At 59.5% G+C, this 15,145-nt stretch carries 16 protein-coding genes; 7 read left to right on the forward strand and 9 right to left on the reverse strand.

Features of this window, described 5'->3' with window-relative positions; translation table 11 throughout:
• The first annotated feature begins 461 nt into the window (after nt 1–461).
• Nucleotides 462–3,398, forward strand: coding sequence for an Rne/Rng family ribonuclease (locus AKG12_RS08520; protein WP_052818509.1), 2,937 nt, complete (start codon nt 462–464; stop codon nt 3,396–3,398).
• A 349-nt stretch (nt 3,399–3,747) separates the two neighbouring features.
• Here the strand turns inward: AKG12_RS08520 and AKG12_RS08525 are convergent, their stop codons facing one another.
• The 3 genes from AKG12_RS08525 to AKG12_RS08535 form a co-directional block, all read right to left on the reverse strand.
• Nucleotides 3,748–4,452 (reverse strand): SDR family oxidoreductase, encoded by a 705-nt coding sequence (locus tag AKG12_RS08525; RefSeq protein WP_052818603.1) that lies wholly within the window; start codon nt 4,450–4,452, stop codon nt 3,748–3,750.
• A gap of 145 nt (nt 4,453–4,597) precedes the next feature.
• On the reverse strand, nt 4,598–4,963 hold the full coding sequence (locus tag AKG12_RS08530) for an antibiotic biosynthesis monooxygenase family protein (protein ID WP_052818510.1): 366 nt from the start codon (nt 4,961–4,963) through the stop codon (nt 4,598–4,600).
• Nucleotides 4,963–5,286, reverse strand: a complete 324-nt coding sequence (locus AKG12_RS08535) for an NIPSNAP family protein (protein WP_052818511.1) — start codon at nt 5,284–5,286, stop codon at nt 4,963–4,965. Before AKG12_RS08535 ends, AKG12_RS08530 begins: the two co-directional genes overlap by 1 nt.
• Before the next feature lie 75 nt (nt 5,287–5,361).
• Between AKG12_RS08535 and AKG12_RS08540 the strand changes: the two genes are divergently transcribed.
• Nucleotides 5,362–6,045, forward strand: a complete 684-nt coding sequence (locus AKG12_RS08540; protein ID WP_046800270.1) for an ArsR/SmtB family transcription factor — start codon at nt 5,362–5,364, stop codon at nt 6,043–6,045.
• 16 nt (nt 6,046–6,061) lie between these two features.
• On the opposite strand, the gene AKG12_RS08545 is transcribed toward AKG12_RS08540, so the two are convergent.
• On the reverse strand, nt 6,062–7,219 hold the full coding sequence (locus AKG12_RS08545; protein WP_052818604.1) for a pyridoxal phosphate-dependent aminotransferase: 1,158 nt from the start codon (nt 7,217–7,219) through the stop codon (nt 6,062–6,064).
• Between the two features lie 173 nt (nt 7,220–7,392).
• Here AKG12_RS08545 and AKG12_RS08550 point away from each other — a divergent pair, with 173 nt between their 5' ends.
• The 5 genes from AKG12_RS08550 (at nt 7,393) to aat (ending at nt 11,315) form a co-directional block, all read left to right on the forward strand.
• On the forward strand, nt 7,393–8,160 hold the full coding sequence (locus AKG12_RS08550) for a DsbA family protein (RefSeq protein ID WP_052818512.1): 768 nt from the start codon (nt 7,393–7,395) through the stop codon (nt 8,158–8,160).
• A 226-nt stretch (nt 8,161–8,386) separates the two neighbouring features.
• Nucleotides 8,387–8,824 (forward strand): type II 3-dehydroquinate dehydratase, encoded by a 438-nt coding sequence (gene aroQ / locus AKG12_RS08555; protein ID WP_020012378.1) that lies wholly within the window; start codon nt 8,387–8,389, stop codon nt 8,822–8,824.
• 25 nt (nt 8,825–8,849) lie between these two features.
• Complete coding sequence (accB, locus tag AKG12_RS08560) at nt 8,850–9,335, forward strand: acetyl-CoA carboxylase biotin carboxyl carrier protein (RefSeq protein ID WP_046800272.1); 486 nt, start codon at nt 8,850–8,852, stop codon at nt 9,333–9,335.
• A gap of 12 nt (nt 9,336–9,347) precedes the next feature.
• Nucleotides 9,348–10,694: an acetyl-CoA carboxylase biotin carboxylase subunit gene (gene accC / locus AKG12_RS08565; protein WP_006312619.1), complete on the forward strand. Its 1,347-nt coding sequence runs from the start codon at nt 9,348–9,350 to the stop codon at nt 10,692–10,694.
• A 6-nt stretch (nt 10,695–10,700) separates the two neighbouring features.
• A complete protein-coding gene (gene aat, locus AKG12_RS08570; protein ID WP_052818513.1) occupies nt 10,701–11,315 on the forward strand; it encodes a leucyl/phenylalanyl-tRNA--protein transferase in 615 nt (204 codons plus the stop codon).
• 15 nt (nt 11,316–11,330) lie between these two features.
• Here aat and AKG12_RS08575 read toward each other — a convergent pair whose 3' ends face one another.
• The 5 genes from AKG12_RS08575 to gatB all read right to left on the reverse strand — a co-directional run bounded on the left by AKG12_RS08575 (nt 11,331) and on the right by gatB (nt 15,056).
• Nucleotides 11,331–11,768, reverse strand: a complete 438-nt coding sequence (locus AKG12_RS08575; RefSeq protein WP_046800274.1) for a DUF2155 domain-containing protein — start codon at nt 11,766–11,768, stop codon at nt 11,331–11,333.
• A gap of 131 nt (nt 11,769–11,899) precedes the next feature.
• Entirely contained in the window at nt 11,900–12,298 is a 399-nt protein-coding gene (locus tag AKG12_RS08580; RefSeq protein ID WP_046800275.1) for an NADH:ubiquinone oxidoreductase subunit NDUFA12, read from the reverse strand.
• Nucleotides 12,299–12,408: 110 nt separating this feature from the next.
• Entirely contained in the window at nt 12,409–12,882 is a 474-nt protein-coding gene (locus AKG12_RS08585) for a GNAT family N-acetyltransferase (protein WP_052818514.1), read from the reverse strand.
• A complete protein-coding gene (locus tag AKG12_RS08590) occupies nt 12,879–13,376 on the reverse strand; it encodes a GNAT family N-acetyltransferase (RefSeq protein ID WP_046800277.1) in 498 nt (165 codons plus the stop codon). Before AKG12_RS08590 ends, AKG12_RS08585 begins: the two co-directional genes overlap by 4 nt.
• A gap of 174 nt (nt 13,377–13,550) precedes the next feature.
• A complete protein-coding gene (gene gatB / locus AKG12_RS08595; RefSeq protein ID WP_052818605.1) occupies nt 13,551–15,056 on the reverse strand; it encodes an Asp-tRNA(Asn)/Glu-tRNA(Gln) amidotransferase subunit GatB in 1,506 nt (501 codons plus the stop codon).
• Nucleotides 15,057–15,145 lie beyond the last annotated feature (89 nt).

Below are 15,145 nucleotides of genomic sequence, written 5' to 3' on the forward strand. Positions count from 1 at the left end.
TTGCTATTATGACAGAGAAAACATACAACAAGGATGAGGGTTAAAAGTGTTGACGGGATAGATGCCCGCCGGCTGCCAATCGAAAAAGACGCTGGCGCTGCAAAACGGGCAATCATCTGCCGTCGTTACATTTATCCTGAAACTGGATCAATTCCGGCCGTGGCCGGAGACCTACCCGGTGGCCCTACCACCGCTGCTCTGAGGAGAGCAAATTCATCGGACCCCAAGGGGTCTATATATTATTGTCGTTCCGCCTGGCCAATGATGTCGCAGCAGTTTTCACATGAACCGGATACCAGGAGCAGGCCAAGCGCCTCGCCGTCGGTCCGGATGCTGCCAGTTTACAGAGGCCCGGCTGGAGACTTCATTTCCGGCACATCCTTGCACTCATATGAAAGGCCCGTCCGTATGGCGGGCCTGTTCTCGTATAAAACAAGGCTGCGCCGAGGAGCACAGCTTACATGGCAGACAAAATGCTTATCGACGCCTCCCACGAAGAGGAGACACGCGTAGTCGTTGTCCGTGGGAACCGGATCGAAGAATTCGATTTCGAATCGGAGCACAAGAAACAGATCCGCGGCAATATCTACCTTGCCAAGGTGACGAGGGTTGAACCCTCGCTTCAGGCGGCCTTCGTCGATTACGGTGGAAATCGCCACGGCTTTCTCGCCTTTGCGGAAATCCATCCGGACTATTACCAGATTCCGCTTGCCGACCGTCAGGCTCTGCTGAGGGCCGAAGCCGAGGATCATCGCCGCAGCGACGACTTCGAATCGGCAGATGCACCCGAGCCCGGTGCACCGGCAATCGACCTTTCGCAGGTTGATCAGCCCGATGTCGGCATCGTCGCCGCAAGCGAAACCACCGAAGTCGTTGTGACGGAAGAGGCTGCGCCAGCGACTGCAGCCGAGGAAGTCTCCGAAGAGACTGCGGTTGCAGCCGTCGAAACCGTTGCGGAAGAAGCGCCGGCCGAGGAAGAAAAGCCGAAGAAGCGCGTTCGCCGCCCCCGCGCCAAGAAGAAGACAGCTGAAGAAATCGCGGCCGAAGCCGCTGATGCCTCTTCCGAGGACGACGGTAGCACCGGCGGCGAGATGGCCGCGATGGTCGATGCCGATACGATTTCCGAAGAAGTCGAAGGCCTTCGTCGCGGCAATGACGATGATGATGACGACGATGATGACGATCATCACGAAAAGGAAGTGATCGAATCCGTCGGCGCCGAAGACGCCATGGAAGAGGTTCCCGATCGCGTTGCCCGCAAGCCGCGCAAGCAGTATCGCATCCAGGAAGTCATCAAGCGCCGCCAGATCCTTCTGGTGCAGGTCGCCAAGGAAGAACGCGGCAACAAGGGTGCCGCACTCACCACCTATCTGTCGCTTGCCGGCCGTTATTCCGTGCTGATGCCGAATACGGCGCGTGGCGGCGGTATTTCCCGCAAGATCACCCAGCCGACCGACCGCAAGCGCCTGAAGGAAATCGCGCGCGATCTGGAGGTTCCGCAGGGCATGGGCGTCATTCTGCGCACCGCAGGCGCCAACCGTACCCGCGTCGAGATCAAGCGCGACTTCGAATATCTGATGCGCCTGTGGGAAAATGTCCGCACGCTGACGCTGAACTCCACGGCCCCCTGCCTCGTTTACGAGGAAGGCTCGCTCATCAAGCGTTCGATCCGCGATCTCTATAACAAGGATATCGGCGAGATCATCGTTTCCGGCGAAGAAGGCTATCGTGAAGCAAAAGACTTCATGAAGATGCTGATGCCGAGCCACGCCAAGGTGGTTCAGCCTTACCGCGACATTCACCCGATCTTCTCGCGCTCCGGCATCGAAGCCCAGCTCGACCGGATGCTGCAGCCGCAGGTTACACTGAAATCCGGCGGTTACCTCATCATCAACCAGACGGAAGCGCTGGTTTCCATCGACGTCAACTCCGGCCGTTCGACCCGCGAGCATTCCATCGAGGAAACCGCGCTGACGACGAACCTGGAGGCGGCCGAAGAAGTTGCGCGCCAGCTTCGCCTGCGCGACCTTGCCGGTCTTGTCGTCATCGACTTCATCGACATGGAAGAAAAGCGCAACAACCGCGCTGTCGAAAAGAAGCTCAAGGATTGCCTGAAGAACGATCGCGCCCGCATCCAGGTCGGCCGCATCTCGCATTTCGGCCTGCTGGAAATGTCGCGCCAGCGCATCCGCGCTTCGGTGCTGGAATCGACCACGCAGGTCTGCCAGCATTGCGGCGGCACGGGCCATGTGCGTTCGGAATCCTCCATCGCGCTGCATGTTCTGCGCGGCGTCGAGGAATATCTGCTGCGCAACACCACGCACAACATCACCGTGCGCTGCACGCCGGAAACGGCACTTTACCTGCTCAACCACAAGCGCGGCACGATCGTCGATTATGAAGGCCGCTTTGGCGTGTCGATCATCATCGACGCCGATTCCAGCGTCGGTGCACAGCATTTCGCCATCGATCGCGGTGAAGCCGTCGAAAATCCGGTGAAGATCGAAAGCCTCATCCAGATGCTTCCGAACTTCGTGGAAGAGGAAGACGATTTCGTCGCCGAGGTGGAAGAGGACGAGGAAGAGGAAGAAATCGTCAAGGCGCAGGCTGGCGAACCGCGTCAGCAGCAGCAGGGCGAAAACGGTGAAGATGGCAAGCGCAAGCGCAAGCGTCGCCGCCGTCGTCGTGGCAAGGGCGGACAGAACGACCAGAACGGCGCTCTTGATGCACAGGCCGGCGACGACGCCGATGATGCTGAAGGTGACGACGACAGCGCCGAAGCCGATGACACCGATGGTGATGCCGACGAAAACGGCGTGAACGAAGCCGCAAACTCCGACGAAGACAGCAAGCGCAAGCGCCGCCGCCGCGGCAAGCGTGGCGGCCGCCGCAACCGTGACGAGGCTCTCGATGCTGCAGGCGCGGAAGCCGGCGACGAAGGCGAGACGGAAGGTGAAGGCGAAGAGGTTTCCGCCGCAGTGCCCGTAACCGAAGAGCCTGCCGCCGCCGACGTGGTGGAAGGCGTGGTTGCCGACGTTGTGGCTGAAGAAGCGCCGAAGAAGCCGCGCCGCACCCGCAAGGCGAAAGCCAAGACCGAAACCGAAGACGCGCCGAAGGCTGAAACCGTCGAAACGGTCGAGCCGGTGATCATCGAGCCGGTAGTCGTTGAAGCGACCGTCGTCGATGTCGCCATCGAAGAAGTCGGCGAAGCTTCGGCCGATCTGGCGCCTGAAGCAGACGCACCGGCGACGGAAGAAAAGACCCGCGCGAACCGGGGCAGCAATGTCTCCAGTTCGGAACCGGTGGTGACCTCTTCGGGTTCGTCCGCAAACAATCCCGACGGCGATGAGCCGAAGCCGCGCAAGGGCGGCTGGTGGCAGCGCAAAGGCTTCTTCTGATAGAAGCGATATTTAGATGAAAACGCCCGCGACGTTGTCGCGGGCGTTTTGTTTTGGAGAAATCGTCTTCCTGCATCGTCATCACCCTTGAGGCAAGGATGTCCGGCTTAACGGTTTTGATGCGCGCGCTGCCCTAAAGATCATTTCGAACGACGCAGATTTTCTCGGCGTCATCCTTGGACCTGTCCCAAGGATCTAAACACGCCAATACAATCAGTCGGTTGCAGATCCTCGGGACAAGCCCGAGGATGACGTCGAATGCCGAGCATATCTTCAATCGACGACAACGCCGGTGGCTTATCGCCCGCACTTTCGTTTCAGGCGAAGATTCACGTGCTTACCTGAACCCTCACACAGACCGCGTCAGTCCACCATCGACGCGGATATTCTGACCGGTTATGTACCCTGCCCCCTCAGATGCGAGGAACGCCACGGTGGCGGCGATCTCCTCGCTTTTCCCATAACGCTGCATCGGCACGCCCTGACGGCGTTCTTCCGTGGCAGGCAGGCTGTCGATCCAGCCGGGCAGGACGTTGTTCATGCGCACATTGTCGGCCGCATAGGTATCGGAAAAAATCTTGGTGTAGGAGGCAAGGCCGGCGCGGAAGACGGCCGATGTCGGGAACATGCTGCTCGGCTCGAAGGCCCAGGCGGTGGAGATGTTGACGATCGCGCCCGCCTTCTGCTTCACCATGACCGGAGCGATAATCCGTGTCGGGCGGATGACGTTCAGCAGATAGACGTCGAGACCCGTATGCCATTGCTCGTCGGTAATATCGAGGATGGAGGCGCGCGGGCCATGCCCGGCGCTGTTGACCAACACATCGATACGGCCGAATTTTTCGAGCGTCAGATCCGTGAGGCGCTGGAGATCGTCATTGGACTGGTTGGAGCCGGTGACGCCGATGCCGCCCAGTTCCTGCGCCAGCGCTTCCCCCTTGCCCGAAGACGACAGGATCGCGAGCTTGTAGCCGTCCGCGGCCAGACGTTTCGCCACGGCGGCACCCATGCCGCTGCCACCCGCCGTTACAACAGCCACTTTTTCTGCCGACATCGTTTTCTCCATTTCCAATCCGGTGAACCGCCGCGTGGCGATCCTTCTCCATGCTTGAACCGCCTCATCTATAGCGGGTTTCGGAAACAAGTTCGAACCAGAAAGCCTTGGGTCCGCGTGAAGAAAAACTGATGCTGGCGGCGTGTCAGCGCGGCACTTCCACATCCGCCGAATGAACGTATCTGCTGTCCGGCGGAGCCTCCTCCCTCTCCCGCAGACCGTAGTCCCGCATCACATAGGCGATACGCAGGCGGTAATTGGAAAAGACGCCGGAGCGTCCCATGGCCTGCGCTGCGCGATGCGGCGCGGTGTTGCGCCATGCCTTCACCGCTTCCTCATCCCGGAAGAACGACAACGAGAGCATCTTGTCAGGATTGCTGATGCTCTGAAACCGCTCAACCGACACGAAGCCATCAATGGTTTCCAGTTCAGAGCGCAGGCTGGCGGCGATATCGAGATAATGCTGTTTCTCGCCCTCGGACGGAAAGACCTCGAAGATGACGGCGATCATCATTCACCTCCGGCATGGGGAGCGGAGGCAAGCCGCAGGAAAAGCCTGTCCTCACGGCGGATGAATTGCTCGCGGCGGGCGAATTCATAATTCTCGCGCCCAGCCGGATCGGCGGCGAGCCGCGCCCTGTAGGCCTCGTATGCGGCGAGGTTTTCAATATTGTAGACACCGTAAGCGATCGTGCTCGATCCCTCCTTCGGCGCGTAATAACCGATGAGATCGGCCCCGCAGCGCGGTATCACCTCTCCCCAGCTGCGGGCATATCGGTCGAAGGCGTCGACCTTGAAAGGGTCGATCTCGTAACGAATGAAACAGGTCAGCATCGTCTTTCTCCTCATGTTTCTACCCCTCCTGTTTAAGCCATTGCCTCACGTCAATGCTTCGGCTATCATCGAACTATGAAAGACGGACCCCTGATCGCCAATGTCGCCGCCCTGATCGGTGACCCTGCCCGCGCCAACATCTTGACGGCGCTGATGGATGGACGCGCGCTGACGGCAAGCGAGCTTGCCGAGGCCGCCGGTGTCACCCTGCAGACCGCCAGCGGGCACCTGTCGAAACTCTCCGATGCCCAACTGCTGAAGGCGGAAAAACAGGGGCGTCATCGTTATTTCCGTCTTTCCGACGAGGATGTGGCGCAGGTTCTGGAAGCATTGATGGGACTTGCCCAGCGCACCGGCGCGGTGCGTGTCCGCACCGGACCGAAGGACAAGGCGCTGCGGGAAGCGCGCATCTGTTACGATCATCTGGCCGGGGAAAGCGGCGTGGCGCTGCTTGCGGCCATCACCGCGAACGGGTTCGTGACGCAGGGTGACGATCCCGTGCTGACGGATAGCGGACGCGACTTTTTCTCCAGCTTCGGCATCGATCTTTCGCCGCTCGAAAAAGCACGCCGCCCGGTCTGCCTGCATTGCCTGGACTGGAGCGAGCGCCGGCATCACCTCGGCGGCGGGCTTGGCGCATCGCTGCTCGACGCCATGCGTGAGCGCGACTGGCTGCGGCGCGGAAATGGCCGCGTGCTGACCTTCACGACAAAGGGTGAAAAGGCGTTCAACAGCACCTTCGGCTGCACGCCCGCCTGATCCCGTGTGAGCTGACTTATTTCAGCCAGCCGGCGATACGCCCCACGGCCTCGGCGATGTCAGACACCGAGCCCGCATAGGAAATGCGCAGTGCGCGGTGGCCCTCCTCCGGGTCGAAATCCATGCCTGGCGTCGCCGCCACGTCGATTTCCGCCAGCATGCGCCTGGCAAAATCCATACTGTCATTGGAAAAGCGGCTGGTATCGACATAGGCGTAAAACGCCCCATCCATGGGCGACGCCAGCGGCAGGCCTATTTCCGGAAGGCGCGCCATCAGGAAATCGCGGTTGGTGCGATAGCTTTCCCTGTAGACATCCAGTTCCTCCGCCGCCGAAAAGGCTGCGGTCGCCGCAAGCTGCGAAAGTTCCGGCGGTGAGATATATAGGCTCTGGGCCAGACATTCGACCGGGCGGACCAGATTTTCGGGCAGCACCATCCAGCCGATGCGCCAGCCGGTCATGCAATAATATTTGGAGAAGGAGTTGATGATCACCGCATTGTCGGTGATTTCGAGCGCGCTCGTCTCTTCGCCGACAAAGGTAAGGCCGTGGTAGATCTCGTCGGAGATGAAAGCCATGTCACGGCTTTCGCAATAGCTGGCGAGCCGTTTCAGCGCGTCGCGGCCGGTGACGGTGCCGGTCGGATTGGCCGGGCTTGCCAGAAGCACGCCTTTCAGCTTGCAGCCGGCTTTGGCTTCCGCCCGCTCCAGACTGGCGGGCGTCAGCGTATAGCCGGTTTCGGCCGTAACCGGCACTTCGACCACATTCAGGCCGAGTGCCTTCAGAATATTGCGATAGGCCGGATAACCGGGCCTTGCGATCGCGACATGATCACCCGCATCGAAGAGGCTGAGGAAGGCGAGATTGAAGGCGGCGGAAGAACCTGTCGTTACGGCGATGCGGGCCGGATCGATAGCCACCTGATGGCGCAGCCGGTAATGGCCGGCAATCGCTTCCCGCAATTCACGCAGGCCCAGCGCGTCGGTATAACCGATGCGCCCGTGCTTCAGCGCGGCCTCAGCCGCTTCAAGCGACGCCTTCGGCGCTGGATGGGAGGGCTGTCCGACAGCCATGGAAATGACGGGGCGCCCCGCCTGCCTGCGCCGGTTCGCTTCCGCCAGGATGTCCATGGCGTGAAAGGGTTCGACTGCGCTCCGCTTCGACATCGTAATCAAGGGCATGCTCTTTCCTGAACCGTATTTCGCAGACTTGCCGCAGAATCACAATCTTCACAATCATGCGACCATAATGCGGACAACTATTTTTGCCGTATGGCATTTGGCTTAAAGTAAGGTAATTGCCATCATGATATTCATGAAGCACTGACCGCACAGTAATGAGGACCGATATGGCGCATCTTCTCCGTTCAACCCTTCTCGCCAGCGTGACGGCCCTTTCGACGGTTTTCGCGTCTCTGCCCGCTCATGCTCTGGATGCCGAGCAGAAAAAGGAAATGGGCGAATTCATCAAGCAATATCTGATCGAGAACCCTGAGATCATGCTTGAGGTTCAGGACGCGCTTGAACGCAAGCAATATGCGGCCCGTAACGCCAAGGCGGCAGAAGCCGTTGCCGACAACAAGAAGACCATCTTCGAATCGAACTACGATCTGGCGCTCGGCAATCCGGATGGCGATGTGACGCTGGTCGAGTTCTTCGACTATAATTGCGGTTACTGCAAACGCGCCATGGGCGATATGGACGCAATTTTGAAGGGCGACAAGAAGGTGCGCGTCGTCCTCAAGGAATTTCCCATCCTCGGGCCGGAATCGGTTGCCGCCCATCGCGTTTCCAACGCCGTGAAATTGCTTGCTCCGGCCAAGTACCCCGAATTCCAGCGCACCCTGCTTGGTGGTCGCGGGCGCGCGAACGAGGACAGCGCCATGGAAGTCGCCACCGCGCTCGGCCTCAAGGAAGCCGACATCCGCAAGTCGATGGCGGAAAACCCCAATGACGCGCAGGTGCAGGAAACGTACAAGCTGGCAACCAGCCTCGGCATTACCGGAACACCGTCCTATATCGTCGGCGACGAGGCGGTTTTCGGTGCTGTTGGTGCGGACCCGCTGAAGGAAAAAATCGCCAATATGCGCAGCTGTGGAAAAGCCACCTGCTCGTGATTTTTAGAGCGGTGGGCGATAAATCGGAATCGGTCCCGCCGCTCCAAGTTTTTGTTCGAACATCGGATTGTCTGAAAACCGCAAGACACTTTTCGGTCGGATGCTTAAAAAAGCCCCTGCATTCCCTGTGAGATGCCGGGCAAGCCGGCGCTTTCCGGCTTGCGGGGGCTTTTCCTTGGCGGCTGCGCAGTCTATAGCTGTCGCTGATTTTCTTATGGAAACTTGAATGAGCAATATCATCATCGTCATCAACGGCCCCAATCTCAACATGCTGGGAAAAAGGGAACCGGGTATCTATGGTGGCAAGACGCTGAAGGACATCGAGAATGATTGCCTTCAAGCCGGTGCCGATCTCGGTTTCGCAGTGGAATTCCGCCAGTCCAACCACGAAGGCGTGCTTGTGGACTGGTTGCACGAGGCGGGTGAGCGGGCGGCAGGCGTCGTCATCAATCCCGGCGCTTACAGCCACACCTCTATCGCGTTGCATGACGCTATTCGTGCGATTTCCACGCCTGTCGTGGAAGTGCATATTTCCAACATCCACGCCCGCGAAGAGTTCCGTCACAAATCGATGGTATCACCTGCAGCGAAGGGCATGGTCTGCGGTTTTGGACCATACGGATATATCATGGCGCTTCACGCGCTGAAAAACATCACGGCATAAAAAGAAACAAAGAATAGGGTTTGTCATGTCTGAAAAGAAACAGGGTATCGACAAGGAACTGATCCGCGAGCTCGCGAATATCCTCAACGACACCGACCTTTCGGAAATCGAAGTGGAGCAGGACGACCTGCGCATCCGCGTTTCCCGCGCTGCGCCGCCCGCCCCGGTTTACGCGGCGCCCGCCCCTTACGCCGTGCCGGCAGCTGCTCCCGCCGCGGCACCGACAATCGCCGCGCCGGCAGCACCTGCGGCCTCCGCAGCACCGGCCCGCAACCCGGCCAACACCGTTTCCTCGCCGATGGTCGGCACTGTCTACCTGTCGCCTGCTCCGGGCGCCCGTCCCTTCATCGAAGTGGGCGCGACCGTCAAGGAAGGCCAGACCATCCTCATCGTCGAAGCCATGAAGACCATGAACCAGATTCCGGCTCCCAAGTCCGGCAAGGTCGTGGAAATCGTCGTCAACGACGCACAGCCCGTGGAGTATGGCGAAGCCCTCGTGGTCATCGAATAAAGGCGGTTCAGCATGGTTTCGAAGATCCTCATAGCCAACCGTGGCGAGATCGCGCTGCGTGTCCTGCGTGCCGCAAAAGAGCTTGGCATTCCGACTGTCGCCGTGCACTCCACGGCAGACGCGGATGCGATGCATGTGCGCCTTGCCGACGAAAGCGTGTGCATCGGCCCGCCGCCCTCGCGTGACAGCTACCTCAACATCCACCAGATCGTTGCGGCCTGCGAAATCACCGGTGCGGACGCCGTTCATCCCGGTTACGGCTTCCTGTCGGAAAATGCCAAGTTCGCCGATATTCTCGACGCGCACGGCATCACCTTCATCGGGCCGACCGCCGAACATATCCGCATCATGGGCGACAAGATCACCGCCAAGCAGACGGCGCAGGAACTCGGTATTCCCGTGGTTCCCGGCTCCGACGGTGAAGTGAAGCCTGAAAACGCGCTCGAAATCGCCCGGACGATCGGTTTCCCGGTCCTCATCAAGGCGACGGCGGGCGGCGGTGGTCGCGGCATGAAGGTGGCGAAGACCGAAGCCGATCTGGAAGAGGCGGTTGCGACTGCCCGTTCCGAAGCGGCAGCCGCCTTCGGCAACGATGCCGTCTACATGGAAAAATACCTCGGCAAGCCGCGCCATATCGAAGTGCAGGTTTTCGGCGATGGTGAAGGCAATGCCGTTCACCTTGGGGAGCGCGATTGCTCGTTGCAGCGCCGCCACCAGAAAGTGCTGGAAGAAGCCAATTCACCGGCACTGACAGTCGAACAGCGCATGAAGATCGGCGAGATTTGCGCCGACGCCATGCGCAAGCTGAAATATCGCGGCGCCGGCACCATTGAGTTCCTGTATGAAAATGGCGAGTTCTATTTCATCGAAATGAACACCCGTCTGCAGGTGGAGCACCCGGTAACGGAAGCGATCACCGGCATGGATCTCGTGCAGGAGCAGATCAGGGTCGCTTCGGGCCAGGGCCTGTCGGTCACGCAGGCGGATATCGAATTCCATGGCCATGCCATCGAATGCCGTATCAATGCCGAAGATCCGCGCACCTTCGTTCCCTCTCCGGGCACGCTGACCTATTTCCACACGCCGGGCGGCCTTGGTGTGCGCGTCGATTCGGGCGCATATCAGGGCTACAAGATCCCGCCCTATTACGACAGCATGATCGGCAAGCTGATCGTTCACGGTCGTGACCGTGACGAATGCATCCGTCGTCTGCGTCGGGCGCTGGACGAATTCGTCGTCGATGGCATCAAGACCACGCTGCCGCTTTTCCAGGATCTTCTCCAGAATGAGGATATTCTGAACGGCGATTACGATATTCACTGGCTGGAAAAATATCTGGCCGGTGACGCGTCTCACTAAGACGATATGGCTGGGCGGCGCAGCAGAAATAACGGCATAACAGTCGATATTCTGCTGCGCGCCTATTCCGCCGGCCTGTTTCCCATGGCCGATTCGGCTGATGATCCGGAGCTTTTCTGGGTCGAGCCGGAGATACGCGGCATCATCCCGCTCGATGATTTTCACGTTTCCAAAAGCCTTGCCAAGGCGATGCGCAAGAAGCCGTTCGACATACGCTTCAACACCGCCTTCGAAGCTGTCATGGCTGGCTGCGCTGCGGCGGCGGCGGACAGGCCGAGCACCTGGATCAACGCCACCATTCGCAAGCTCTACACCGAACTGCACCAGATCGGCCATGCCCACAGCGTCGAGGCTTGGGAAGGCAAGGAACTTGTCGGCGGGCTTTACGGCGTCTCACTCGGGGCGGCCTTCTTCGGCGAAAGCATGTTTTCCCGTCGCACCAACGCCTCGAAGATTTGCCTCGTGCATCTGGTGGAGCGGTTGAAGGCAAGCGGCTTTGTGCTACTCGACACACAATTCACCACCGAACACCTCAAGACATTCGGGGCCATCGATGTGCCGAAGCAGGACTATGCAAAAATGCTAGACCTTGCCGTCAACCGGCCCAACCTGCAATTCTGAAGACTTTACGTACAGTTATTTGCTTGCCGTTGAGGGAGCCGGAACTTCCGAGTCCTGCTTGCAGCCCGTCAGCCAGACGTCATAGATCGGGTGCTCAACGGCGTTGAGGCCTGGGCTGTCGGCGAACATCCAGCCGGTGAAAATCCGCTTGATCTTGCGGTCGAGCGTGATTTCATCGACCTCGACAAAAGCGTCGATCTTCTGGGTTTCCGTCTGGTCGCGGGAATAACAGACCTTTGGCGTCACCTGAAGCGCGCCGAATTGCACCGTCTCGTCGATATAAACATCAAAGGATGTGATGCGGCCGGTGATCTTGTCGATGCCGGAAAACACCGCAACGCGGTTTTCCAGACGGGCGGCGGAGACGGGTGAAATGAGGATGGCAGCAGAGACCGCAGCAAACAGCGACACTGTCAGCGCACGCAAAGAACGATCCCGCGTGATTTTCCTCATACGATATGTCTCCAAATATTTGCCTGTGTCGAGACGCCGACCGGATCAACGCGTAAGGGCGGAATGTGGCAAAAACCGGTGAGGCCGAATATCAGCGCGGTGTTTTGCACAACACCGCGCATCACAATGGCTCAGTTGCCGGGTGTCCAGGCGTCGTAGTCGCCGGTCACGCGCGGCCGCTCGCCGGCAACAGCCAGCGACCCTTGAGGGCGATAGGCCTTGGACGTGCCGGTGTGGTTCGGCTGGTGCGGCTTCTGCCAGTCGCGCGCGACGTAGCTTTCCTGACTTGGCGGCACGTCGGTGCGGTAATGCATCCAGCCATGCCAGCCCGGCGGAATGGCCGAGGCTTCCGCGTAACCATTATAGATTACCCAGCGGCGCGGCATGCCCCAGGAGGTGGTGCCGCCTTCGTAATAGGTATTGCCCAACTCATCCTGTCCGACTTTCTTGCCAAAACGCCAGGTGTGAAACCGCGTTCCGATCGTCTGGCCGTTCCACCAGGTGAAGATTTGCGTCAGGAGAGTCTTCATTATCCGTTCCTCGGGCTTGAATGCGCTGCAGCGATTTTAAATCGCACGGCACAAGACATGCTTATGCCGCCCCTCACGGCAATTGTCCAGCATTTCGAGATATATCCGCGCTATTTCAGCTTCATCCTGAAGCCTAAATGCCGCTTCTCAAAACCCAGCCGCTCATAGAAGCGATGCGCATCCAACCGGGCCATGTTGGAGGTGAGCTGCGCGGCGTTCAGGCCCTGACGTCGGGCTTCCTCAAGGCAATAATTGATCATCACCGCGCCGATGCCCCGTCCGCGCATGTCAGACCGTGTCTGTACCGCCTCGATCACCATGGACTTCGCCCCTCGCCCGACAAGCTTGGTGAGGATGGCCGTCTGGAAGGTGCCGACCACCTCGCCATCCAGCTCCGCCACATAGAGCGTTTCGCTCGGCGATGCGGCAATGGCACGGAAGGCCGCGAGATAGTCGGGCCGCGCCGATTCGTCAGCGGTGTCGCCGTGGCCGCCGATCTCGTCGGCGGCAAAAATGGCGGCGAGCGCCGGGAGATCGTCTTCGCGCGCCGTGCGGATGATCAGCTTCTGCAATGTCTCATTCATCGTTTCAGGCTCTTTTCCATAACGATGCCGGGCAGCCCCTCGATGCCCGCCATGCGCTCGATTCGGTCCACCTCGACAAATCCGACGCCTTCATAAAAGGCGATTGCGACAGTATTTTTAGGCTCGACTTCCAGCCGCATGATTTCCGCATCCGGAAAACAGGTTTCGAGTTCGGCGAAAAGATCGCGGCCAACACCCTGACGCTGAAGGTCGGGCGCCACATAGAGCTGGTGCAGCAGGGCCGTCTTCGCCATCTTGGTGGACATGGAGCCATAGGCCATGCCGCCGATCCGCTTGCCGTCATCCGCCACCAGAAACTCGCCGCCCTTTTTCTCGACCCGGTCCTTCATGGCCTGCGGTGAGTGCCATGCGGCAATCAGTTCGTTCACCTTGTCAGCGCCGTAAATCACGTCGTAGGTCGCGTGCCAGGTCGTCGCGAGCAGGGTGCGAACCGGCTCAATGTCACGCAGGCTTGCCGTGCGGATGAAAAACATGATTTGGCTCCGTCTTGAAACAGAAATGCCGGGCGTTGATCCCGGCAGAAGTGATGTCAAATTTCGATACTCAGCGTCATCCTCGGCCCCCGAGCCGAGGATCCATGCATCCGCAGGCCGTGGATGGTCGGGTCAAGCTCGACCATGACGCCGTGCAAGAGGCATGCTTCCTTGTCACTCTTCCTCGATACCGAGCTTGGCCTTCACCAGCGCCTGCACCGCCTGCGGGTTGGCCTTGCCGCCCGTCGCCTTCATGACCTGACCGACGAACCAGCCGGCGAGCGTCGGCTTCGCCTTGACCTTCTCGACCTGATCCGGGTTGGCGGCGATGATATCATCCACGGCCTTTTCGATGGCGCCGGTATCGGTCACCTGCTTCATGCCGCGGGCCTCTACGATTTCAGCCGGATTGCCGCCCTCGTTCCAGACGATTTCGAACAGATCCTTGGCGATCTTGCCGGAAATGGTTTCGGCCTTGATAAGATCGATGATGCCGCCAAGCTGCTCCGGCGAAATCGGCGTCGTCTCGATATCCTTGCCAAACTTGTTGAGCGCGCCGAGAAGGTCGTTGATGACCCAGTTGGCGGCGGCTTTCGGATCGCGGCCGGCAGCGACAGCCTCGTAATAATCGGCAATCGCCTTTTCCGAAACGAGGATCGAGGCGTCATAGACCGACAGGCCAAGATCGGCCACGAAACGCGCCTTCTTGTCGTCGGGCAGTTCCGGCAGATCGACCTTCAGCGCTTCGACGAAAGCATCGTCGAATTCGAGCGGCAGCAGGTCCGGATCGGGGAAGTAACGATAGTCATGCGCATCTTCCTTGGAGCGCATGGACCGCGTTTCGCCCTTGCCGGGGTCGAACAGGCGGGTTTCCTGATCGATGGCACCACCATCTTCCAGAATGGCGATCTGGCGGCGCGCCTCATATTCGATGGCCTGGCCGACGAAGCGGATAGAGTTGACGTTCTTGATCTCGCAGCGCGTGCCGAAACCTTCGCCCGGACGGCGCACGGAGACGTTGACGTCGGCGCGCATCGAGCCTTCATCCATGTTGCCGTCACAGGTGCCGAGATAACGCACGATGGAGCGCAGCTTGGTGAGATAGGCCTTCGCCTCATCCGAGGATCGCATATCGGGCTTGGAGACGATTTCCATCAGCGCCACGCCAGAACGGTTCAGGTCCACGAAGGACATGGTCGGGTGCTGGTCGTGCATGGACTTGCCTGCGTCCTGCTCCAGATGCAGGCGCTCGATGCCGATCTCGATATCCTCGAAATTGCCCTGACGGTCCGGCCCCAGCGAAATGGTGATGATGCCTTCGCCGACAATCGGGTCCTTGAACTGCGAAATCTGGTAGCCCTGCGGCAAGTCCGGATAGAAATAGTTCTTGCGGTCGAAGATCGAACGGTTGTTGATCTTCGCCTTCAGGCCAAGACCGGTACGCACCGCCTGTTTGACGCATTCCTCGTTGATGACGGGGAGCATGCCGGGCATGGCGGCGTCCACCAGCGACACGTTGGCGTTCGGCGCATTGCCGAAGGTGGTGGAGGCACCGGAAAACAGCTTGGAATTGGAGAGAACCTGCGCATGGACTTCGAGGCCGATCACGATTTCCCAATCGCCGGTGGCGCCGGGAATGAAGCGTTTCGGGTCGGGGGTGCGCACGTCTACAAGGGTCATCTGAAGCTCACGATATACGGGTTCTTTGGCTTTGGTGGGTAGAACATATGGCGCGCGGGCGCAAGACATCTTGCGTCCTCTGACGCCAC

Source organism: Agrobacterium sp. SUL3 (assembly GCF_001263295.1).
GTDB lineage: Bacteria > Pseudomonadota > Alphaproteobacteria > Rhizobiales > Rhizobiaceae > Agrobacterium > Agrobacterium tomkonis.